Source organism: Stenotrophomonas sp. LC732, assembly GCF_052446685.1.
Classification (GTDB): Bacteria; Pseudomonadota; Gammaproteobacteria; order Xanthomonadales; family Xanthomonadaceae; genus Stenotrophomonas; species Stenotrophomonas muris.
In genome coordinates, this window is sequence record NZ_CP199214.1 from 3,840,057 (window position 1) to 3,862,177 (window position 22,121).

Below are 22,121 nucleotides of genomic sequence, written 5' to 3' on the forward strand. Positions count from 1 at the left end.
GATTCAACTGGCAGAAGGCGAAAGGGAAACACGCGGGCGCCCCGCCGGTGCCGGCCCGCCATCACGGCGGGCCGCACCCCGGAAGGGCGCGGCAGGCAGGAACGGCCGGGACGGCTTATTCCGGCGCAAAGAACTCGTTGCCGTGCATGTCAACCAGCTCCAGCGCACGGCCGCCACCGCGGGCCACGCAGGTCAGCGGATCGTCGGCCACCTGCACGTGCAGGCCGGTTTCCTCGGAGATCAGGCGGTCCAGGTCGCGCAGCAGGGCGCCACCACCGGTCAGCACGATGCCGCGCTCGGCGACGTCGGCGCACAGTTCCGGCGGGGTCTGCTCCAGCGCCAGCTTGACCGCGCTGACGATGCCCGACAGCGGTTCGTGCAGGGCCTCGAGCACCTCGTTGGAGCTGATCTTGATCATCTTCGGCACGCCCTCGGCGAGGTTGCGGCCGGAGATTTCCATCTCGATCACTTCCGCCTGCGGGTAGGCGCAGCCCAGCTCGACCTTGATGCGCTCGGCGGTGGCTTCACCGATCAGCATGCCGTGGTTGCGGCGCACGTAGTTGGTGATCGACTCGTCGAAGCGGTCGCCGCCGATGCGGACCGAGGCCGAATAGACGATGCCGTTGAGCGAGATCACCGCCACTTCGGTGGTGCCGCCGCCGATGTCGATGACCATCGAGCCACGGGCCTCGGTGACCGGCATGCCGGCGCCGATCGCGGCCGCCATCGGTTCTTCGATCAGGAACACGTCACGGGCACCGGCTTCCTCGGCCGATTCCTTGATCGCGCGGCGCTCGACCTGGGTCGAGCCGGCCGGCACGCAGACCAGCACGCGCGGGCTCGGGCGCAGCACGCGCGATTTGTGCACCTTCTTGATGAAGTGCTTGAGCATCGCCTCGGTGTAGGTGAAGTCGGCGATGACGCCGTCCTTCATCGGGCGGATGGTGGTGATGTGACCCGGGGTACGGCCCAGCATCTGCTTGGCTTCGGCGCCCACGGCTGCCACCGAGCGGGTGCCACCGATGGCACGGTCCTGGCGCACGGCCACGACCGACGGCTCGTTCAGCACGATCCCCTGCCCGCGCACGTAGATGAGGGTGTTGGCCGTGCCCAGGTCGATGGACAGGTCGTTGGAGAACATGCCACGGAGTTTCTTGAACATCTGAGGAAGGAGTCCTGAGGGGTGTCGTGCCCGCCGCGGGATGGCGAAAAAATGGGCAGAAATCGAGGCCGACAAGCCTAGCAACCCGCCTGCCGCCGAGCAAGGAAAAAACTAGCTGAACCCGCGTCTTCACAGGCTTTCGGCCTGATCGGGCATCACCCGGTTCTGGCCCTGAGCGGCACCAGCGGGTAACCTTTGCGCCGTCGGGCGCCCAAGGGCGCCGTTTGCTTGCCCGCTGAACCGGGCTGGCCCACCCCAAAATTCACCGCATAGGCTTACATCGATGTCCGCTCTGATCTGTGGTTCTCTTGCCTTCGACACCATCATGGTGTTTCCGGACCAGTTCAAGAATCACATCCTGCCGGACAAGGTGCACATCCTGAACGTGTCCTTCCTGGTGCCGCGCATGCGCCGCGAGTTCGGCGGCTGCGCCGGCAACATCGCCTACAACCTGCACCTGCTGGGCGGCCAGCCGATCCCGATGGGCACCGTGGGTTCGGACTTCGGCCCGTACCGCGAGTACTTCGAAGGCCTGGGCATCGACCTGTCGCGCGTGCGCGTGATCGATGAGCTGTTCACCCCGCAGGCGTTCATCACCACCGACCACGACAATAACCAGATCACCGCCTTCCACCCGGGCGCGATGATGCGTTCCTACGAGAACCATGTGCGCGGCGTGCCGGGCGTGACCCTGGGCCTGGTCGGCCCGGACGGCCGCGAAGGCATGATCCAGAACGCACAGGAATTCCACGAGGACGGCATCCCGTTCATCTTCGACCCGGGCCAGGCCATGCCGCTGTTCAACGGCCCGGAGCTGCGCGCCTTCATCGACCAGGCCGACTACGTGGTGGTCAACGACTACGAGTCGAACCTGCTGCAGGAGCGCACCGGCTGGGACGAAAAGGAGATCGTCAGCCGGGTCAAGGCCTACATCACCACCCGCGGCCCGAAGGGCGCGGTCATCCACACCCCGGAAAAGAGCTACGACATCCCGCCGGCGCACGAGCGCCGCGTGGTCGACCCGACCGGCTGTGGCGACGCCTTCCGCGCCGGCCTGATCTACGGCATCCAGAAGGGCTACGACTGGCTGACCATCGGCCGCATGGGCAACCTGATGGGCGCGCTGAAGGTCGAGCACCCGGGCACGCAGAACCAGCGCTTCACCTTCGACGAGTTCAACGAGCAGTTCAAGCAGCAGTTCGGTTACGCGCTGGGCGCGTAAGCCGCACTGCCCGCGCATCGCTCGGTGGGTGTCGACCTGGGTCGACACTGCCGGCCGGCGGCCGGCACTACCGGAACTTCCGACCGACACGTTGCCTGCTCTCTGTAGAGCCGAGCCCATGCTCGGCTTGCGCGCGCCTGCGCGATCTGACCGCAGAGCAGCCGAGCGTGGGCTCGGCTCTACACGGTCATGCGGCCTGCCAGGCCGCCAACAGCGCGCGGCAATCGGCGAAATGCCAGTCGGCACGGCCGGGCCACGGGTTTTCCGGCAGGTTGACCAGTACGGTATGGGCGCCCGCGGCGCGGCCGCACTCCAGGTCGTAGGCGTGGTCGCCGACCATCACCGCCTCCCTCGCTGCAATGCCCCAGCGCCGCAGGTGCTGCTGCAGGCCATCCGGCGAGGGCTTGGGCACCGCTTCATCACGGCCGACGATGTCGGCATCATCGAACAGTTCCCCGACCCCGATCGCGTCCAGCGTCAGCTTCGCCAGCGCATGATCGTTGCGGGTCAGGATGCCCAGCCGGCAACCGTCGGCTGCCAGCGCACGCAGCAGCGTCACCGCACCCGGCGCCGGCAGCGCCTCCTCGGCCAGCACACGTTCGTGATCCAGCAGCCACTCACGCTTGGCCTGCGCCGGCGCATCCGGCAACGCTGCGATATGGTCCAGGATGTCCTCCTCGGCCGCGATCTGCAGCGCACGGCGGATCGCGGCGAAATCATGCACGGCGACGGTCAGCGTGCCATCCATGTCGAAGACCCAGTGCCGGATCGCGGACAACGCGTGCACTGCGCTGCCCGTCGCGGTCATCACTGCCACCACTGCGGCATGCGACTGGCGTCGACACCGCCGGTCTCGAACACGGCCGTACGCGTGCCGCCAGCCTTGACCGGGAACTCGATGCTGATCGACTTGCCCTTGCGCGCCAGCTTCCACAACGCCTTCTGGTCGGTGATGAACAGGGCGATGGCTTCATCGGTCTTCGGGCGCCAGGCCGCCATCGACACCGGCTTGCCATCGTCCACGGTCACCTTCACCGTGCACTGCGGGCAGCGGAAATCGCCGGCCTGCAGCACCAGGTAAGCGTGCCGCTTCCACTCCGGGTGATCGCGGAACACCAGCTGCACCGGCTTGGCGCCGCTGCCATCCACGTCCACCCGTTCCTTGCTGTAGATCTGCGCCGAAACCTGGTTGCCCTTGTTGCCCACCGGGATCTGGTTGTACTGCCACAGCGCCTGCATGCGGCGCAGGTCGCGCGCGGCATCGCCCTTGGCCTTGACCTCGTCGAAGCCCGCGGCGATGCGCTCGGCGGCGGCGGTGTCCTTGTACTGGTCCAGCAGCGAGGCGCCATGCAGGCGCGCGCGTTCCCAGTCCTGCGCGGCCACGGCCATGTCGTACTGCTTGGCCACGTCCTCGGCCTTGGCTTCCTTCTGCGCCTGCACGGCGGCCGCGGCGGCTTCCTGCGCCTTGCGCTCTTCCTCGGGGTTGCTGCAGGCGGCCAGGGCCAGGGTGCAGGCGGTGAGCAGGATCAGTCGTTTCATGGCGGAGGTCCTATGCGAGTGCATCCCGATTCTATCGGCAGCGAAAAGCGGATACAGCAACGGCGGGTTTCCCCGCCGTAGCTGGTGAAGCAGTGACCGGTTGCCGGCCAGCGGCCGGCACCACCGGTTACTTGGCTTCAGCCTTGGCCAGCATGTCCTGGACCGAGGCCGTGGTGATCGGGTGGTAGCCCGGCTTGGCCTTCTCGAAGGCCTGCTTGGCCAGCTCCAGCCCCTTCGGGGTCTTCACCAGTTCGGCGTAGATCGGCAGGATCAGCTTGCGACGGCCGACGCGCTCGATGAACGCGGCAGCACCTTCATTGGCCTGCTCGTAGCCGCTGCGGATCGCCAGCGGGTACCAGCGCATGGCGATCTCGCCATTCGGGGTGCCGGTGAAGTGGAACGCCTTGTCCAGCGTGGCCAGCTTGTCCAGCGGCTGGGTCGCACCCAGGCCGTCGATGAAGCGCACCCATTCCTGCGTGCTCCAGTCGGCGATGACCTGGCTGCTCGGCACGGTGCCGGCGCTGGCGAAGGCAATGCGCGCGGTATCGACGCTGCTGAAGTTGCGCGACTGCGCCTTGGCCGCGAACGCCGGAATGCCCGGCTCGTCCAGCCACGCCTTCAGTTCGGCCTCGGTCACTGCCGAGGGATTCTTCGGCAGCAGGTTCTTCTTCATGTACGCGACGAACTGGTCGGTGTTCGCGCTCTGGAAGGCATGGTCATCGAACCAGCCGCGCAGGAACGGATCGAAGGTCTCGCGGCCGAAGCGCTGCTCCAGGAATTCCAGGAACCACGAACCCTTGACGTAGGCGACCTGGCTGAGGGCTTCGTCGGGGTCACGCTCGTTCAGCGGCGGCAGCGCCAGCGCCTGGTCGGCCGGGCTCATGTCCTTCACTTCGGCCAGCAGGTCGGTCTGGTCGATCTGCTTCTCCATCTCGGCCATCTCCTTGCCGTACAGGGCTTCGGTGATGCGGCCCTGGACGTAGGTGGTGAAGCCTTCATTGAGCCAGATGTCCTTCCAGCTGGCGTTGGTCACCAGGTTGCCCGACCAGCTGTGCGCCAGTTCATGGGCGACCAGCGAGACCAGCGACTTGTCACCGACGATCACGGTCGGGGTGGCGAAGGTCAGGCGCGGATTCTCCATGCCGCCGAACGGGAACGACGGCGGCAGCACCAGCATGTCGTAGCGGCCCCAGCGGTATTCGCCGTACAGCTTCTCGGCGGCACCGATCATCTTCTCGGTGTCTTCGAATTCCTTGGCCGCCTTGTTGACCATGGTCGGCTCGGCCCAGACGCCGGAGCGGCCGGAGATCGGCTCGAACACCAGGTCGCCGGCGGCGATGGCCAGCAGGTAGGACGGAATCGGCTGCGGCATCTTGAAGGTGTAGTCACCGTCACGCGCGGCCTTCGGATCGTTGTCGGCGCTCATCAGCACCATCACGTCCGGGCGCGAGACCACGTGCGCGCTGTAGGTGAAACGCACGCTCGGGGTGTCCTGCAGCGGCACCCAGGAGCGGGCGTGGATGGCCTGCGACTGGCTGAACATGAAGGGCAGCTTCTTGCCTTCGGTCATCGACGGCGCCAGCCACTGCAGGCCCGAGGCGGTCGGTGCGGTGTGGTAGGTCACTTCCACCTTGGCCGGCTGTTCCGGGGTCTCGATGGTCAGCTTGCTGCCGAACACCTTGTCGACCGGGGCCAGCGCGAACTGCAGCGGGCTGCGCGCGCCATCGGCACCGACGGCCTCGACCTTGGACACGGTCAGCTCGCGGGTGTCGAGCACCAGCTGCCTGGCGTCCTTCTGCTTCCATTCCAGGGTGTAGGTGGCGGTTCCGCCGATCTGCTTCTGGTCGAAGTCCAGCTTCAGATCCAGCGCGATGTCCTTGATGACGACCTTGTCCGGCTCGGCATACGAGCTTTCGTCGTGGCTGCGGTTCTCGGCGTTCACTGGGGCGGCGGGGGCCTTTGCGGCAGTCGGGGCGGCGGCGGGCGCGGCCGCCTCCTGGGAGCAGCCGGCGGCCAGGGCCACGGCCAGCGGAAGGAGCATCAGCGGATTACGCATGAATCGGGACCGTTACGGGGATCAAACCCCAATGGTACCTCCCTCCGGCCGCGCAGGCGTTGCGCGGTGCGGGGTAATGGCGGGCACAGCACCGGTAGTGCCGGCCGCTGGCCGGCAACCCCGTCGCCCAGTGATTGGCCGCGCAGATGCCGGCCAGCGGCCGGCACTACGGAACACCGGGCTTACAGCTTGTAGCCGGAGTGGATCGAGACGATGCCGCCGGTCAGGTTCTTGTAGTGGCAGCGCTCGAAGCCGGCCTGCCCCATCATCGCCTTCAGTTCGTCCTGCGGCGGGTGCTTGCGGATGCTCTCGGCCAGGTACTGGTAGCTGTCCGAATCGTTGGCGAACAGCTTGCCCAGCTTCGGCAGGATCTTGAACGAGTGGAAGTCGTAGATCGGCTTGAACCAGTCCGCGGTGACTTCGGAGAATTCCAGCACGCGGGCCTGGCCGCCCACCTTCAGCACGCGGTACATCTCGCGCAGGCCAGCGTCCTTGTCGGTCACGTTGCGCAGGCCGAAGGCAATGGTGACCAGATCGAAGCTGTTGTCCGGGAACGGCAGGGCTTCGGCGTTGCACTGCACGTAGTCCAGGCCGAGCACGAGGCCGCGGTTGGTCAGGCGGTCACGGCCGACCGACAGCATGCCGGCGTTGATGTCGCCCAGCACCACCGAGCCCTCGGCGCCGACGCGCTCCTTCAGCAGGGCGGCGATGTCGCCGGTGCCGCCGGCCAGGTCGAGCACGCGGTCGCCCGGCTTCACCTGCGCGGTGGCCACGTAGTAGCGCTTCCACGCCCGGTGCACGCCCAGGCTCATCAGGTCGTTCATCAGGTCGTAGTTGCGCGCGACCGAGGTGAACACCTGGCCGACCAGCTTCTGCTTGTCCTTGGCGGCGACGTCGCGGAACCCGAAATGGGTGGTACCGGCTTTGTAGGGGGATTCGCTCATGGCCCCGATTATCGCACCGCCGGGGGCCAGCGGCACCCCCTGCCCGTATGATGGCGGGCCACGACTTACCGGAGCCCCGCATGATCACCACGCCCGACTACCAGGCCCTGCTGCAGACCGCCATCGCCGAAGCCCGCCAGGGCCTGGCCGAGGGCGGCGTGCCGATCGGCGCGGCGCTGTACCACAACGACGGCCGCCTGCTCGGCTGCGGCCACAACCGCCGCGTGCAGGAAGGCGACCCGTCGGTGCACGGCGAAACCGACGCCTTCCGCAAGGCCGGCCGCCAGCGCCGTTACCAGGACACCATCATGGTCACCACCCTGGCCCCGTGCTGGTACTGCTCGGGCCTGGTGCGCCAGTTCAACATCGGCACCGTGGTGGTGGGCGAATCGCGCACCTTCCAGGGCGGCATCGACTGGCTGCGCGAAAACGGCGTCAACGTGATCGACCTGGACAACCAGGAATGCGTGGACCTGCTGGGCGATTTCATCAGCCGTCATCCCGACATCTGGAACGAGGACATCGGCGAATGAGCCACGCGCGCTCGTCTCTGCAACACATTTAATGAACGCTTCAGCGCCGGTGCGCCCTTGTGCCGGCGGCCTTTGCGGGCATCGGCGTGACCGCGCGCACAGTCAGCCAGGTCACGCGCACACATTGCGGTAACACCCCACGCGGCTGACACGCCTACGGTGGGTTCACCGGGGCACCCTTTCCCCGGCGGAGCCAGCCATGTGCGCGCACGCCGTACGCCCTACGACAGACCCGATCCTCGATCCGATCCGCGAACGCTTGCAGCAGCAATATGCGCTGCACCGGCGCGGCGCGCCGTTCTGGACTGCCTATCAGCACATGCAACTGGAGCTGGTCCGCCGCCACCCGCTCGACCACGAACGCCTGTGCAATGCGATGGCCACTCTGGCCGAAGACCTCGGTGCGGTCGAACATGCGCAGTTGATCGGCCATGCCAACGCAGGCTCCACATCCCGCTGACGCGGCATGCACCGCCATATACGCCACACTCGGATGAACCCCCACTCCCTTTCCACTCAACCGAACTGGATTGTCATGCACGCTGAAGTCCCCACCATTCCTCCGGTCATCAACGTTGACGCCGAGCTTGACCACTGGCGCCGCCAACATGCCGAAGGCGCACTGCCGCACAACTCGTTCGGCTCGTACGTGCCGTGGATCAAGTTCGCCTGTGATTCGCTGATCACCCAGCCGCGCGCCAGCGAGGCCGAACGTGACGAGATGTTCCAGACCCAATACGCCCTCCAGATCATGCCGCGGCTGAGCGAAGCCCAGGCCCGTGAGTTCGTCGACCGTTGCTGGCAGCACGTCTACCAGAGCAGCCCGGTGCGCAGCCTGCAGGCGCCACGACTGCAGCGCATGCGCGCCTGACCGCCGCTGCACAACCCCTGCACGGGCCACTGCCGATCATCCTCGTCACCTGAGTGGGACGACGACGATGAAAGCACGCAACCTGTTCAATACGATCGCCAAGAAGGCCGCGGCCGCCACCGGCTCGCCGTGGACCTTCCTGGCTGCAGTAGCGATCGTGGTGATCTGGGGCATCAGTGGCCCGGTGTTCGGTTTCAATGACACCTGGCAGCTGGTGATCAACACCGGCACCACCATCATCACCTTCCTGATGGTGTTCCTGATCCAGCACACGCAGAACGCGGATACTGCCGCGATGCAGATCAAGCTGGACGAGCTGATCCGGGCGACGGCCGAAGCCAACAACGAACTGTTGGATCTGGAAGAACTGGATGAAGCGCGCCTGGAAGAGATCCGCGCCGAGTACGAGCAGATGGCGCGCGAAGCCGGCGATGCGCTGGCGCGCGTTCGCGCCTGCCATGCGGCGCGGCGCGACGATGAAGCGGTATAGCAGGCCTCCGAATGACAATGCCGGCCAACGGCCGGCACTACCCTCGATCTCCAGGTAGGTGCCAACCTTGGTTGGCACAGGGCCAGCCGCCTGCGCTGACGCATCCGTGCCAACCAAGGTTGGCACCTACCAGAAGCACTGCTTACCCGCGCTCGTGCCAGCCGCCGCCCAGCACCTTGTACAGGGTGATGCGGTTGGCCTGCTGCGCCAGCTGCGCCTGCAGCTGGGTCTGCTGCGCGTTGTAGGCGGTACGCCGCGCGTCAAGCAGGGTGACAAAGCTGTCCAGCCCCGCGTCGTAGCGTGCCTGCGACAGGCGATTGGCCTGTTCGGCCGCTTCCACCAGGCGCTGCTGTGAACTCACCTGCTCATCCAGGCTGACATTCAACGCCAGCGCATCGGCCGTTTCGCGGAATCCCACCTGGATCGACTTCTCGTACTGCGCCAGTGCGATATCACGATCCGCGTTGGCGATGGCCAGGTTGGCGCGCAGCTTGCCGCCCTGGAAGATCGGCAGGGTGATCTTCGGCAGGAAGCTCCACACACGGGTGCCGCTGTCGAACAGGTTGGACAGTTCGCTGGAGCCGCTGCCGATGCTGCCGGTCAGCGAGATGCTCGGGAAGAACGCTGCGCGTGCCGCACCGATGTTGGCATTGGCGGCCAGCAGCTGGTGTTCGGCGGCCATGATGTCCGGGCGCTGCAGCAGCACGTCGCTGGGCAGGCCGGCCGGCGGCGGGGCCAGCGCCAGCAGCTGCGGTTCGACGCTGTCCGGCAACAGTGCCGGATCGAGCTGGCCACCGGCCAGCAGCGCCAGTGCGTTGCGGTCCTGGGCCAGCTGGCCGCGCAGGCGCGCGGCATCGGTGCGTGCGGTCTCGACCAGGGTACGGGTCTGGGTCAGCTCCAGCGCCGAACTGCCGCCGCGTTCGTGGCGGGCCTCGGCCAGGCGCAGCGAATCCTCGTAGGTCTTCAGCGTGGCATCGGCGATCTTCAGCCGCTGCGCATCAGCCCCATAGGTCAGCCACGCGGTGGCGGTCTCGGCCACCAGGCTCAGCTGCGCGTTGCGGCGGTTGGCAGCCACGGCGAAGTACTGCTGCAGCGCCGCCTCGCTGAGGTTGCGCACGCGACCGAACAGGTCCAGCTCGAACTCGGCCACACCCACGCCCGCGCTGAACTGCTCGGTGACACCGGCATCGGTACCACGGCGGTCCATCTGGCCGGTCACGGCCACGCCGGGCACGCGATCGGCGCGCTGCACGCGGTACTGGCCACGCGCGCGCTCGACATTGAGCACGGCCACGCGCAGGTCGCGGTTGTTCTGCAGCGACTGCTCGATCACCTGCTGCAGGCGCGCATCGGTGAAGAAATCGCGCCAGCCGACGGCGGCGACATCGGCCACCTCGCCCTGCGCGGCCTCGGCCGGCCACTGCGCAGGAATCGCCGGAGCGACGGCGGTGTTCTTCGGCGCCAGGGTGGAGCAGCCGGCCAGCGCGAGCGTGGCGGCAATGGAGAGGAACAGGGATGCACTTTTCATGGGGATCACTTCCATCGGTACTGCCGGATGGCAGGAGGCAGTGCCGGCCAGCGGCCGGCACTACCGTTTCGATAACGCCAGCTTGAGGCCGGCATGACCGCTACAGGTCACGTCGTGGATCTGCGCTTGAACACGCGCTGCACCACCACGAAGAACAGCGGCACGAAGAACACGCCGAGCACGGTGCCGACGATCATGCCGCCGAGCACGCCGGTGCCGATCGCCTGCTTGGCGCCGGAGCCGGCACCGGTGGAGATCGCCAGCGGTACCACGCCCATGCCGAAGGCCAGCGAGGTCATCACGATCGGGCGCAGGCGGTCGCGCACGGCGTGCATGATCGACTCGATCAGGCTGGCGCCCTTTTCCAGGTTTTCCTTGGCGAACTCGACGATCAGGATCGCGTTCTTGCTGGTCAGGCCCACCGTGGTCAGCATCGCCACCTGGAAGTAGATGTCGCGCTCCAGGCCCTTGAAGGTGTTGGCCAGCACCGCGCCGAGGATACCCAGCGGGGCCGCCAGCAGCACCGCGGTCGGTACGCTCCAGCTTTCATACATCGCGGCCAGGCACAGGAACACGATCATCAGCGACAGCGTGTACAGCAGCGGCGTCTGCGAGCCGGCCTGGCGTTCCTGGTAGGACATCGCCGTCCATTCGATGCCGAAACCCGCCGGCAGCTGCTTGGCCAGCTGTTCGATCTCGGCCATGGCATCACCGGAGGCGACACCCGGGGCCGGTTCGCCCTGGATTTCCATTGCCGACACACCGTTGTAGCGTTCCAGGCGCGGCGAACCGTAATCCCAGTGCTTGGTAGCGAAGGCGCTGAACGGCACCATCTCACCCTTGTCGTTCTTCACGGACCAGAGATCGAAGTCCTCCGGCACCATGCGGAACGCCTGGTCGGCCTGCACGAACACGCGCTTGACGCGGCCACGATCGACGAAGTCATCGATGTACGAGCTGCCCCACGCCGCGGCCAGCGTGCCGTTGATCTGATCGATCGACAGTCCCAGCGAGGTCGCCTTGGCCGCGTCGATGTCGATGCGGAACTGCGGCGTGTCTTCCTGGCCGTTCGGGCGTACGTTGGCCAGCTTCTTGCTGCCTGCGGCCAGGCCGAGCAGCTGGTTGCGCGCGGCCACCAGTGCCTCGTGGCCCTGGCCGCTGTTGTCCTTCAGGAAGAAGGTGTAGCCCGAGGCGGTCCCCAGCTCCGGAATGGCCGGCGGCGGGAAGGCGAAGATGAAGGCATCTTTGATCTGGCCCAGGGCCGCCATCGCACGGCCGGTGATCGGCATCACGCCATTGTCGGCGTCACGCTCGCTCCAGTCCTTCAGCTTGACGAACGCCATGCCCGCGTTCTGGCCCATGCCGGCGAAGCTGAAGCCCTGCACGGAGAACACCGAGTCCACCGCATCCTTCTCGTTCTGCAGGAAGTGGTTTTCCAGTGCCGCGATCGATTCCAGCGTGCGTTCCTGGGTGGCACCGACCGGCGCCTGCACCAGCGCCATCAGCACGCCCTGGTCTTCATTGGGCAGGAACGAGCTGGGCAGGCGCACGAACAGCACGCCCATCAGCACGAACAGCGCCGCCACGATGCCCATGAAGCGCCACGGACGGTGGATGATGCCGCGCACGCCGCGCTGGTAGCTTTCGCTGGTGCGGTCGAAGCCACGGTTGAAGCCATTGAAGAAGCGACCGGCCAGGCCACGGTGGGCGACGTGGTGCTCACCCTTCTTCAGCGGCTTGAGCATGGTCGCGCACAGTGCCGGGGTCAGCACGATCGCCACCAGCACCGACAACGCCATCGCAGAGACAATCGTGGCCGAGAACTGGCGATAGATCACGCCGGTGGAGCCGCTCATGAAGGCCATCGGCACGAACACCGCCGACAGCACCAGGCCGATACCCACCAGCGCACCGGTGATCTGGCCCATCGACTTGCGGGTCGCTTCGAGCGGCGACAGCCCTTCCTCGGACATGATGCGCTCGACGTTCTCCACCACCACGATGGCATCGTCCACCAGCAGGCCGATCGCCAGCACCATCGCGAACATGGTCAGCATGTTCACCGAGAAGCCCAGCATCGCCAGCACGCCGAAGGTACCCAGCAGCACCACCGGCACGGCGATGGTCGGGATCAGGGTGGCGCGGAAGTTCTGCAGGAACAGGTACATCACCACGAACACCAGCACGATCGCTTCGATCAGGGTCTGCACCACGCCCTTGATCGACACGCGCACGAACGGGGTGGTGTCGTACGGGATCTCGGCCTTCAGGCCGGCCGGGAAGAAGCCCTTCATGTCTTCCAGCGCGGCATCCACACCGGCCGCGGTATCCAGCGCGTTGGCGCCGGTGGCCAGGGTGACCGCCAGGCCACTGGCCGGCTGGCCGTTGTAGCGGGTGACGAAGTCGTAGGACTCGGCACCCAGCTCGACGCGGGCGACATCACCCAGGCGCAGCTCGGCACCGTCCTGCGCACCGCGCACGATGATGTTTCGGAACTGTTCCGGGGTCTGCAGGCGCGACTGCGCGTTGATGGTGGCGTTGAGCTGCTGGCCCTTCACCGACGGCGCACCGCCGAGCTGGCCGATCGCCACCTGGGCGTTCTGCGCCTTGATCGCGGCGGTCACTTCCGGCACCGACAGGCCATAGGTATGCAGCTTGTTCGGGTCCAGCCAGATGCGCATGGCGTACTTGCCACCGAACACCTGGATGTTGCCCACGCCTGGCACGCGGCTCAGGCGGTCGACGACATTGGAACCGACGTAGTCGGCGATGTCGTTGGCGTCCATGCTGCCGTTCTCGGACACGAACGCGATGACGTTCAGGAAGCCCGAGCTGGACTTGGCCACGTTGATGCCCTGCCGCTGCACTTCCTGCGGCAGCAGCGGCATGGCCAGCTGCAGCTTGTTCTGCACCTGCACCTGGGCGATATCCGGGTTGGTGCCGCTCTCGAAGGTCAGGGTGATGGTGGCCTGGCCGTTGGACGAGCTGTTGGAGGAGAAGTAGATCAGGCCATCAAGGCCCTTCATGTTCTGCTCGATGATCTGCGTCACCGAGTCCTCGACCACCTTGGCCGATGCACCCGGGTAGGTGGCACTGATTTCCACCGCCGGCGGTGCGACGTTGGGGTACATCGAGACCGGCAGCTTGAACAGCGCCAGGCCGCCGGCGAGCATGATGATGATGGCGATCACCCACGCAAAGATGGGTCGATCGATGAAAAAGCGTGCCATGGGGTTCTCCGCTTACTTCGCGTCGCCGGCCGGGGCGGCAGGCTGGGCGGCTGCCGCCGGCTTGGCCGGTGCGTCGCCCTTCTCGGTGGCCTTGACCGGCATGCCGGGGCCGATCTTCTGCAGGCCTTCGACGATGACCTTGTCACCGGCCTTCAGGCCGTCCTCGACCAGCCACTTGTCGCCGACCGTGCGGCTGACCTTGACCGGGCGCACTTCGACCTTGTTGTCCTTGCCGACCACCATCGCGGTGGTGTCGCCCTTCGGATCGCGCGCGATGCCCTGCATCGGCACCAGCACCGCGTCGCTGCGCACGCCGCCGCCGATCACCGCACGCACGTACATGCCCGGCATCAGCAGGCCGTCCGGGTTGTCCACCTTCACGCGCAGGCCGAAGCTGCCGGTGGTCGGATCGACGCTGACTTCGGAGAACTCCAGCGTGCCCTTGTGCTCGAAGGTGCTGCCGTCTTCCATCAGGATGCTGACCGGCAGGGTCTGGTTGTCCTGCAGGCGGCCGGCGGCCAGTTCGCGGCGCAGCTGCAGCAGCTCGGCCGAGGACTGGGTCAGGTCGACATAGATCGGGTCCAGCTGCTGCACGGTGGCCAGTGCGTTGGCCTGGCCGGCGCTGACCAGCGCACCCTGGGTGACGCTGGACTTGCCGATGCGGCCGCTGATCGGCGCGGTGATGCGGGCGTAGCCCAGGGTGACGTTGGCCGCATCCAGCGAGGCCTTGGCGGCACCGACGTCGGCCTCGGCCTGCTTCTGCGCGGCGACGGCGTTTTCCAGGTCCTGCTGGCTGACCGCATCAACCTTGGCCAGCTCGGTGATGCGCTTGGCACTCAGGCGCGCGGCATTGGCGGTGGCTTCGGCGCGGGCCAGCTGGGCGCGGGCGTTGTTGGCCTGGGCCCGGTAGCTGGCATCGTCGAGCTGGTACAGCGGCTCGCCGGCCTTGACCATGCCGCCCTCGGTAAACAGGCGCTTGGCCACGATGCCATTGACCTGCGGGCGCACTTCGGCGACCAGGAAGGCATTGGTACGGCCCGGCAGTTCGCGGGTCAGGCCCACGGTCTCGGACTTCAGCGTGACCACGGTGACGTCACCCGGGCCCTGCTCGGGGGCCTGGGGTTGGCCGCCGCAGGCAGCCACGGTCGCGGCGATTGCCAGCGACAGTGCAAAGGGTCGGATTCGGCTCAGCAACATGACGGAAAGGCTCTTGGAGGAAGGAATCTCAGAGGGAGCTGATATCGATGGACGTTCCCCTTCCGGTGAAAGCCCGCAGATCGCGCCCACCCGGGTGGAGTGGGCGCCGGACCGGCCTGCCACGCACACCACGGGAATGATGGGTGCGAAATATACATATATGCTTGTTTGTTTGTAAACCGGTACAATTCAGCCACGTTTCACCCGCACTCGTACCCACACCCATGGCCCGCAAGACCAAAGAGGACACCCAGGCAACCCGGGAAGGCATCCTTGACGCCGCCGAAGCCTGCTTCCATGAACACGGCGTGGCCCGTACCACGCTGGAGATGATCGGTGCCCGCGCCGGCTACACCCGTGGCGCGGTCTACTGGCACTTCAAGAACAAGAGCGAGGTGCTGGCCGCCATCGTCGAGCGCGTGCACCTGCCCTTCATGCAGGAACTGGAGCGCACCTCCACCGACCAGCGCGACACCCCGGTGCACGATCTGCGCGCGGTGATGATCCACTCGTTCATCGAGCTGTCCGAGGACGAGCGCCTGCGCAAGACCATGGAGATCATGCTGCGCAGCGATGCGTCGGCGGACACCAGGGTGCTGACCGAAATGCAGCAGGCCGGATTCCGCGATGCGCTGGACCGGATGGAGCGTGCCCTGCGCCGCGCCCGCGATCTGGGCCAGCTGCGCGAAGGCGCCGACCCGAAAATCGCCGCGCGCATGCTGCACGCCACCGTGCTGGGCGTGCTGCACGGCGCGATGGTCGAACCGGAACTGATGGACCTCAAGCGCGACGGCATGCTCGCGCTGGACATGACCCTGGCCGCCTACGTGAAGGATGGTGTGTTCGTTCCCGGCACCGTCCCCGAGCCGCTGCCCGAGGCGTGAACGAGGCTGCTCCCATCACTGCGGCCCCCCCTGCAAGGGCAGATCGATGATCCTGGACAACGTGGTGTGGGGCTTCATCGGGTGTGGCAGCGTCACCGAGAAGAAGAGCGGGCCAGCCCTGGCCAACACGCCGGGCTCACGGGTAGTGGCGGTCATGCGCCGCAATGCCGCATTGGCCGAAGACTATGCACGCCGCCACGCGATTCCGCGCTGGTACGCGGACGCCGATGCACTCATCGCCGATCCGGAGGTGAACGCGGTCTACGTTGCAACACCGCCCTCCACGCACATGCACTACGCATTGCAGGCGATTGCTGCGGGCAAGCCGGTCTACATCGAAAAGCCGATGGCCATGGACCACGACGAGTGCCAGCGCATCATCGCGGCCAGCGCCCGCAGCGGCGTGCCCGTGTTCGTGGCCTACTACCGCCGTGCCCTGCCCCGCTTCGCACAGGTGAAGCAGCTGCTGGACGACGGCGCGATCGGCACAGTGCGCGCCGTGCGCGCCACCCTGCACCGGCCGCATTCAGTGGATGCCGCATCGCCTGACTTCTGGCGGACCAACCCCGCGATCGCCGGCGGCGGGCTGTTCGTCGACCTGGGCTCGCATACCCTGGACCTGCTCGACCATCTGCTGGGGCCGCTGAGCGATGTGCGTGGCCTGGCCAGCTCGTTGACCGGCGCCTACGCCGCCGAGGACAGCGTCTCGATGTGCTTCCGCACCGGGACGGGGACGCACGGCATCGCGCAATGGAGCTTCTGCGCGTTCCGCCGCCAGGATCAGATCGAGATCACCGGCGACCGGGGGCAGCTGCGCTTTGCCACCTTCGAGGACGTTCCGGTGGAGCTGGAAACCGAAGCGGGCGTGCAGGCCTTCGACATCCCGAACCCGTCGTCGATCCAGCAGCCGTTGATCGCCTCCCTCGTCGACGAACTGCGCGGCAACGGGCACTCGCCCTCGAACGGCATCAGCGCCGCCCGCACCAGTGCAGTGATCGACCAGGTGCTGCGGGACTACCGCACCCGGCAATCGCACTGACCGCACAGGAAAAAGGCCACCTTGCGGCGGCCTTTTCTGCTGCAGTGGGCGGGGTCAGCGCCCTCGCCACGGCGAGGGATCCGACCCCACCAGGCATTACAGGATGTAGCGGCTCAGGTCCGGGTCCTGCACCAGCTCACCCAGGTGCTTGTCCACGTAGGCGCTGTCGATGGCCAGGGTTTCGCCGTCGCGGTCCGGTGCCTCGTAGCTGAGCGAATCCAGCAGGCGCTCCAGCACCGTATGCAGGCGACGCGCGCCGATGTTTTCCTGGCGTTCGTTCACCTGGAAAGCGATCTCGGCCAGACGATCAATGGCATCGGCAGTGAAGCTGACCTTGACGCCTTCGGTGGCCAGCAGTGCTTCGTACTGCTTGGTCAGCGCGGCCTTCGGTTCGGTCAGGATGCGCACGAAATCGTTCTTGCTCAGCGCACCCAGCTCCACGCGGATCGGGAAGCGGCCCTGCAGCTCCGGAATCAGGTCGCTGGGCTTGGCCAGGTGGAACGCGCCCGACGCGATGAACAGGATGTGGTCGGTCTTGATCGTGCCGTACTTGGTGGACACGTTGGAGCCTTCCACCAGCGGCAGCAGGTCGCGCTGCACGCCTTCGCGCGACACGTCACCACCACCCACGTTGTCGCCACGCTTGGCGACCTTGTCGATCTCGTCGATGAAGACGATGCCGTGCTGCTCGCAGGCCTCGATCGCGGCGGTGCGGATGTCGTCCTCGTTGACCAGCTTGCCCGCTTCTTCCTCGATCAGCAGCGGGCGCGCGGCCTTGATGGTCAGCGTGCGCTTGTGCGCCTTGGCGCCGCCGCCGAGGTTGGCGAACATCGACTTCAGCTGCTGGCCCATTTCCTCCATGCCCGGCGGGGTCATGATGTCCATGCTGACGTTTGCGGCCAGGTCGAGTTCGATCTCGCGCTCGTCCAGCTCACCGTTGCGCAGCATCTTGCGGAACTTGATGCGGGTCTCGTTGTCCTGCGCCGACGGCTCGTTGCGGGCGACTTCCGGATCGAAGCCGATGCCACCGCTGCGGCGCGGCAGCAGCGCATCCAGGATGCGGTCTTCGGCACGCTCTTCGGCCTGGGTGCGTACGCGCACCTTGGCCTGTTCGCGATAGAGCTTGACCGCGGTATCGGCCAGGTCGCGGATGATCTGCTCGACGTCCTTGCCGACGTAGCCGACTTCGGTGAAGCGGGTGGCTTCGACCTTCACGAACGGTGCGTTGGCCAGCGTGGCCAGGCGACGCGCGATCTCGGTCTTGCCGACGCCGGTCGGGCCGATCATCAGGATGTTCTTCGGCATCACTTCATTGCGCAGCTCGGGCACCAGCTGCATGCGGCGCCAGCGGTTGCGCAGGGCGATGGCCACGGCGCGCTTGGCGTCGTGCTGGCCGACGATGTGCCGGTCCAGTTCCTGCACGATCTCGCGCGGGGTCATGGTGGCGGAGGAAACTTCGATCTTCGACATGGATGTGCTCACGGATTCTTTGTCGGTAGTGCCGGCCGCTGGCCGGCAACCAGGCACGCGTGCGGGGGATCATGAGGTTGCCGGCCAGCGGCCGACGCTACCCTCACAGCTCCTCGACCACCACGTTGCGGTTGGTGTAGATGCAGATGTCGCCGGCGATGCCGATCGCTTCGCTGGCGATGGTGCGCGCATCCAGTTCGGTGTGCGCCATCAAGGCGCGTGCGGCCGACAGTGCATACGAGCCACCCGAGCCGATGGCGATGATGCCGTCCTCCGGCTCGATCACATCGCCGGTGCCGCTGATGATCAGCGAGGTTTCCTTGTCGGCCACCGCCAACAGGGCTTCCAGCTTGCCGAGGCGGCGCTCGGTGCGCCAATCCTTGGCCAGTTCGACCGCAGCACGCTGCAGCTGGCCGTGCTTTTCCAGCTTGGCCTCGAACAGCTCGAACAGGGTGAAGGCATCGGCGGCGGCACCGGCGAAGCCGGCCAGTACCTGGCCATCACGGCCGAGGCGGCGCACCTTGCGCGCGTTGCCCTTCATCACGGTGTGGCCCAGCGTGACCTGGCCGTCGCCGGCAATGGCCACGTGCTCGCCGCGACGGACGCAGACGATGGTGGTGGCGTGGAAAACGTTGGGGTTCTGACTGGGGTCCATGATGCCTCCGGGGTGACAGAACCAGAGGTGGGGACTGCGCTGCGCCCTTCAAGCCACCCGCGACCGGCTGCCGCAGGGGCAACGTTCAGCTTTCTCCGCTGCCCTCGTTGCTGCGTCGACGCTTCGCGCGCGGATGCGCGGCGTCGTAGACCTTGGCCAGGTGCTGGAAATCGAGGTGGGTATAGATCTGCGTGGTGGCGATGTCGGCGTGGCCCAGCAGCTCCTGCACACCGCGCAGGTCGCCGGACGATTCCAGGATGTGGCTGGCGAAACTGTGCCGCAGCATGTGCGGGTGCACGTGCTTGAACAGGCCCTGGCGCTGCGCCAGCTGGCGGATGCGGATCTGCACTGCACGCTGGCTGATCGGCCCGTTGCGGCCGGGGAACACCGGCGAGGCCGGGCCGCCCCCACTTTCCGTGCGCCACGCCTGCAGGGCTTCGCGCGCGGGCCGGCCGAACGGCACCCGGCGCTGGCGGTTGCCCTTGCCCAGCACGTTCACCAACCCGCTGTCGAAATCCAGATCGCGCCAGGTCAGCGCGCAGACTTCGCTCAGGCGCAGGCCAGAGGAATAGAACAGTTCCAGCAACGCGCGGTCACGGCGGCCGAGCTCACCCTCCGGCTCCAGCTCGACCAGCTGCACCGCCTCATCGGCGTCGAGGACCTGTGGCAACCGGCGCGGTGCGCGCGGTGCCTTCAGCGTCGCTGCCGGGCTGACCTCGATACGCCCGTGCTTGAGCAGCCAGGCATAGAAGCTTCGGCAGGCCGACAGGCGGCGCTGCAGGCTCTTGGCCGACAGGCCACGCCGGTGCTCGTCGGCAACGAACTGGCGCACGGCCTCGGCATCCAGTGCCTCCACCGCCACGCCACGCGGCTCGGCCCAGGCCGACAGCGCGTCCAGGTCGCGGCGGTAGGCGTCGAGCGTATGCGCCGACATCCGCCGCTCCACCTGCAGGTGCTGCAGGAAGGCCTGTACCGCGCTCATCGTCGTCGCAACCTGCTCAGCCCGGGAAGCGCTTCAGGCCAGTGACCAGCGCGTCGCCCATCATGCGCAGGAACAACGTCCCCATGCCCGGGTAGAAGCGGTTCGGGTCGTGGCTGCCGACCGCGATCAGGCCCACGCCCGGTAGCGGCAGCAGCGCGGTGGTCTGCACTTCCTCGCTGCGCACGCCGTACAGCACGGCATTCTTTTCCGGCTGCAGGCGGCCGCAGATCGGCTCGCCATCGTTCAGGCAATCGCGGAACGGGCCCAGCTGCGGATCATCCGCGGCAATCACCCGCAGCCAGTCGGCCTGTTCCAGCCCGGCCACTGGCGTGTGCACCACCAGCCGCACCAGGTCGCCGGCGAAGTCTTCCTGCAACGAGGCGGCCATCGCGCGCAGGGTGTCAGCCGCGTTGTCCTGCTTCATCAGCGCCAGGGTCAGCTGGTGCGTGCGCACCGCCAGCCGCTCATTGACCTGGGCGGTCGCGCCCAGATCGGCCAACCGTCGTGCCAGCTCGCGGTTCTTCTCGCGCAGCACTTCCAGCTGGTAGCTGGCCAGCGACGCGGTCGGGCCGTCGTCACGCGGCACCACCAGGGTCAGGGCCAGGTCCGGGAACTGCTTGAGGAAGCCGGGATGACGCCGCAACCAGGCAGCGACTTCATGGGCCCCGAGCTTGTCGACGGTTTCGGTCATGCGATCCACTCCCCTTCGAAGACGAATGCGGTCGGGCCCGCCATCACCACCGGCTGGCCATCGCCCGGCCACTGGATGCGCAGGTCGCCACCGGGCAGGCTGATGCGGGCATCGCGCTGCAGGCGACTGCGCTGCATCAGGGTCACCGCGGCGGCACAGGCACCACTGCCGCAGGCCAGGGTCTCGCCGACACCGCGCTCGAACACGCGCAGGCGGGCGTGGGCCGGGCTCATCACCTGGGCGAAGCCCACGTTCACCGAGCGCGGGAACGACGCATGCTGCTGCAGCAGCGCACCGACGCGCTCGACCGGTGCAGCATCGACCAGGCCCACTTCGATCACCGCATGCGGGTTGCCCATCGACACCGCGGCGAAGCGTACGCTCTCGCCCTGCAGCGGCAGCAGGTATTCCTCGCGCGCGTGCGCAAAGCCCATCAGCGGCACGTTGGCCGGCTCGAAGGCGGGCACGCCCATCGTCACCGCAAACTGCCCTTCGCCCAGCACCTTCACTTCATGGCTGGCCAGCGGGCTGTCGATGACGAATGCAACGCCCTGCGCACTGCCCTCGCGCACCAGCCAGGCGGCGATGCAGCGCGCGCCGTTGCCGCACTGCTCGGAATTGGAGCCGTCGGCATTCCAGATGCGGTACGAGGCCACCGAACCGTCCGCACGTGGTGCCTCGATGGTCAGGATCTGGTCGCAGCCAACGCCGGTGTGGCGGTCGGCCAGGCGCGCGGCCAGCTCGGGCGTGGGCGGTGCGGTGCCGTCACGCAGGTCGATCACTACGAAATCATTGCCCGCGCCATGCATCTTGCTGAAACGCAGGGCCCTGGAACCGGCCTTACTCATTCCCGCTGCCCGCCTTCTTCGCGGGCGTTGGCGCCGGCTGGGTGGCCGGTGCGGCCGGCTCCACGGTCGTGGCCGGGGTGCCGCTGCCCTGGGTCTGCGGCGCGGTCGCCTCGGTGGCGGGCTCGGCAGCGGGTTCGACGGTTTCTTCCACCGGCACCGGCTTCTGCGGCAGTACCAGCGGTCCCTTGTTGCCGCAGGCGGCGAGGAGCAGCAGCGAGGCCGCTGCCAGCGGAATCAGGATGGCGTTTCGATGGGGGATCTTCATGCCCCGAGTATAGCCATTGGCGGCTGAGCGGTTGGTGCAGGGAATCGGGTGGCCGGCCAGCGGCCGGCACTACCGCCGGCGCTCAATCCGCGGGCGGCGGTGGCAGCGGCCGCGTCCACAGCCAGATTGCGACCACGGTCATGCTGCCGATCGAGAACCACTTCACCCAAGCGATCGGCACGCACCACAGCATGATGCCGGCGCATACCGCCATGGTGATCGTCGCCATCCACTTGCCATAGCGGCTGACCGCCCCGTGTGCCTGCCAGTTGGCGATGGCCGGGCCGAAACGCGGATGCTGCAGCAGCCAGGTATGCAGGCGCTCCGAACCGCGCGAGGCGGCCCAGGCCGAGATCAGGATGAATACGGTGGTCGGCAGCCCCGGAACGAAGATGCCGACGATGCCGGTGCCCAGGCTGACGTACGCCAGCAGCCACCATGCCCAGCGGAAACGCACCACGCGCGGCGGCGTGGCGCTATCGCGGGGTGCAGATGGCTCGGGCTGGCTCATGGCC

General features: G+C 67.1%; 22 protein-coding genes. 7 read left to right on the forward strand and 15 right to left on the reverse strand.

What is annotated here, in order from left to right; translation table 11 throughout:
- Positions 1–115 precede the first annotated feature (115 nt).
- Positions 116–1,162, reverse strand: coding sequence for a rod shape-determining protein (locus tag ACT6SE_RS18125; protein WP_005419402.1), 1,047 nt, complete (start codon positions 1,160–1,162; stop codon positions 116–118).
- 283 nt (positions 1,163–1,445) lie between these two features.
- Here ACT6SE_RS18125 and ACT6SE_RS18130 point away from each other — a divergent pair, with 283 nt between their 5' ends.
- The gene (locus ACT6SE_RS18130) at positions 1,446–2,384 is read left to right on the forward strand and encodes a carbohydrate kinase family protein (protein ID WP_005411078.1); all 939 of its coding nucleotides are present in this window, start codon (positions 1,446–1,448) and stop codon (positions 2,382–2,384) included.
- Positions 2,385–2,571: 187 nt separating this feature from the next.
- On the opposite strand, the gene ACT6SE_RS18135 is transcribed toward ACT6SE_RS18130, so the two are convergent.
- The 4 genes from ACT6SE_RS18135 to ubiE form a co-directional block, all read right to left on the reverse strand.
- Entirely contained in the window at positions 2,572–3,192 is a 621-nt protein-coding gene (locus ACT6SE_RS18135; protein ID WP_014648451.1) for an HAD family hydrolase, read from the reverse strand.
- Positions 3,192–3,923 (reverse strand): hypothetical protein, encoded by a 732-nt coding sequence (locus ACT6SE_RS18140; protein WP_008265071.1) that lies wholly within the window; start codon positions 3,921–3,923, stop codon positions 3,192–3,194. Before ACT6SE_RS18140 ends, ACT6SE_RS18135 begins: the two co-directional genes overlap by 1 nt.
- Positions 3,924–4,050: 127 nt before the next feature.
- Positions 4,051–5,979 (reverse strand): M1 family metallopeptidase, encoded by a 1,929-nt coding sequence (locus tag ACT6SE_RS18145; protein WP_041863838.1) that lies wholly within the window; start codon positions 5,977–5,979, stop codon positions 4,051–4,053.
- A gap of 182 nt (positions 5,980–6,161) precedes the next feature.
- Positions 6,162–6,923 (reverse strand): bifunctional demethylmenaquinone methyltransferase/2-methoxy-6-polyprenyl-1,4-benzoquinol methylase UbiE, encoded by a 762-nt coding sequence (ubiE, locus tag ACT6SE_RS18150; protein ID WP_005411082.1) that lies wholly within the window; start codon positions 6,921–6,923, stop codon positions 6,162–6,164.
- Between the two features lie 80 nt (positions 6,924–7,003).
- Here ubiE and ACT6SE_RS18155 point away from each other — a divergent pair, with 80 nt between their 5' ends.
- The 4 genes from ACT6SE_RS18155 (at position 7,004) to ACT6SE_RS18170 (ending at position 8,817) form a co-directional block, all read left to right on the forward strand.
- On the forward strand, positions 7,004–7,456 hold the full coding sequence (locus ACT6SE_RS18155; RefSeq protein ID WP_005419409.1) for a nucleoside deaminase: 453 nt from the start codon (positions 7,004–7,006) through the stop codon (positions 7,454–7,456).
- Positions 7,457–7,655: 199 nt separating this feature from the next.
- The gene (locus ACT6SE_RS18160) at positions 7,656–7,916 is read left to right on the forward strand and encodes a hypothetical protein (RefSeq protein WP_014648454.1); all 261 of its coding nucleotides are present in this window, start codon (positions 7,656–7,658) and stop codon (positions 7,914–7,916) included.
- 75 nt (positions 7,917–7,991) lie between these two features.
- Positions 7,992–8,327, forward strand: coding sequence for a hypothetical protein (locus ACT6SE_RS18165; RefSeq protein ID WP_005411085.1), 336 nt, complete (start codon positions 7,992–7,994; stop codon positions 8,325–8,327).
- Positions 8,328–8,394: 67 nt separating this feature from the next.
- On the forward strand, positions 8,395–8,817 hold the full coding sequence (locus ACT6SE_RS18170; protein ID WP_032961193.1) for a low affinity iron permease family protein: 423 nt from the start codon (positions 8,395–8,397) through the stop codon (positions 8,815–8,817).
- 142 nt (positions 8,818–8,959) lie between these two features.
- Here ACT6SE_RS18170 and smeF read toward each other — a convergent pair whose 3' ends face one another.
- From smeF to smeD, 3 genes are all read right to left on the reverse strand, one after another.
- A complete protein-coding gene (gene smeF, locus ACT6SE_RS18175; protein WP_141098620.1) occupies positions 8,960–10,360 on the reverse strand; it encodes a multidrug efflux RND transporter outer membrane subunit SmeF in 1,401 nt (466 codons plus the stop codon).
- A gap of 92 nt (positions 10,361–10,452) precedes the next feature.
- The gene (gene smeE / locus ACT6SE_RS18180) at positions 10,453–13,575 is read right to left on the reverse strand and encodes a multidrug efflux RND transporter permease subunit SmeE (RefSeq protein ID WP_014648457.1); all 3,123 of its coding nucleotides are present in this window, start codon (positions 13,573–13,575) and stop codon (positions 10,453–10,455) included.
- Positions 13,576–13,587: 12 nt separating this feature from the next.
- Complete coding sequence (smeD, locus tag ACT6SE_RS18185) at positions 13,588–14,772, reverse strand: multidrug efflux RND transporter periplasmic adaptor subunit SmeD (protein ID WP_014648458.1); 1,185 nt, start codon at positions 14,770–14,772, stop codon at positions 13,588–13,590.
- A 224-nt stretch (positions 14,773–14,996) separates the two neighbouring features.
- Here smeD and smeT point away from each other — a divergent pair, with 224 nt between their 5' ends.
- Together smeT and ACT6SE_RS18195 are read left to right on the forward strand one after the other, a co-directional pair.
- Positions 14,997–15,656: an efflux transporter SmeDEF transcriptional repressor SmeT gene (gene smeT, locus ACT6SE_RS18190; protein WP_032961200.1), complete on the forward strand. Its 660-nt coding sequence runs from the start codon at positions 14,997–14,999 to the stop codon at positions 15,654–15,656.
- A 46-nt stretch (positions 15,657–15,702) separates the two neighbouring features.
- Positions 15,703–16,695 carry a Gfo/Idh/MocA family protein gene (locus ACT6SE_RS18195; RefSeq protein WP_014648460.1) on the forward strand — a complete coding sequence of 331 codons (993 nt, stop codon included), beginning with the start codon at positions 15,703–15,705 and terminating at the stop codon, positions 16,693–16,695.
- Between the two features lie 96 nt (positions 16,696–16,791).
- On the opposite strand, the gene hslU is transcribed toward ACT6SE_RS18195, so the two are convergent.
- The 7 genes from hslU to ACT6SE_RS18230 all read right to left on the reverse strand — a co-directional run bounded on the left by hslU (position 16,792) and on the right by ACT6SE_RS18230 (position 22,117).
- On the reverse strand, positions 16,792–18,165 hold the full coding sequence (gene hslU, locus ACT6SE_RS18200; protein ID WP_014648461.1) for an ATP-dependent protease ATPase subunit HslU: 1,374 nt from the start codon (positions 18,163–18,165) through the stop codon (positions 16,792–16,794).
- Positions 18,166–18,268: 103 nt separating this feature from the next.
- A complete protein-coding gene (gene hslV, locus ACT6SE_RS18205) occupies positions 18,269–18,820 on the reverse strand; it encodes an ATP-dependent protease subunit HslV (RefSeq protein ID WP_005411093.1) in 552 nt (183 codons plus the stop codon).
- 85 nt (positions 18,821–18,905) lie between these two features.
- Positions 18,906–19,802 (reverse strand): tyrosine recombinase XerC, encoded by an 897-nt coding sequence (xerC, locus tag ACT6SE_RS18210; protein WP_046432594.1) that lies wholly within the window; start codon positions 19,800–19,802, stop codon positions 18,906–18,908.
- A 16-nt stretch (positions 19,803–19,818) separates the two neighbouring features.
- Complete coding sequence (locus ACT6SE_RS18215) at positions 19,819–20,493, reverse strand: DUF484 family protein (RefSeq protein ID WP_046432597.1); 675 nt, start codon at positions 20,491–20,493, stop codon at positions 19,819–19,821.
- Positions 20,490–21,341, reverse strand: coding sequence for a diaminopimelate epimerase (gene dapF / locus ACT6SE_RS18220; RefSeq protein WP_046432599.1), 852 nt, complete (start codon positions 21,339–21,341; stop codon positions 20,490–20,492). The genes ACT6SE_RS18215 and dapF overlap by 4 nt, the downstream gene beginning before the upstream one ends.
- Positions 21,334–21,606: an LPS translocon maturation chaperone LptM gene (lptM, locus tag ACT6SE_RS18225; protein ID WP_014648465.1), complete on the reverse strand. Its 273-nt coding sequence runs from the start codon at positions 21,604–21,606 to the stop codon at positions 21,334–21,336. Before lptM ends, dapF begins: the two co-directional genes overlap by 8 nt.
- A gap of 82 nt (positions 21,607–21,688) precedes the next feature.
- Positions 21,689–22,117, reverse strand: a complete 429-nt coding sequence (locus tag ACT6SE_RS18230) for a YbaN family protein (protein ID WP_014648466.1) — start codon at positions 22,115–22,117, stop codon at positions 21,689–21,691.
- Positions 22,118–22,121 lie beyond the last annotated feature (4 nt).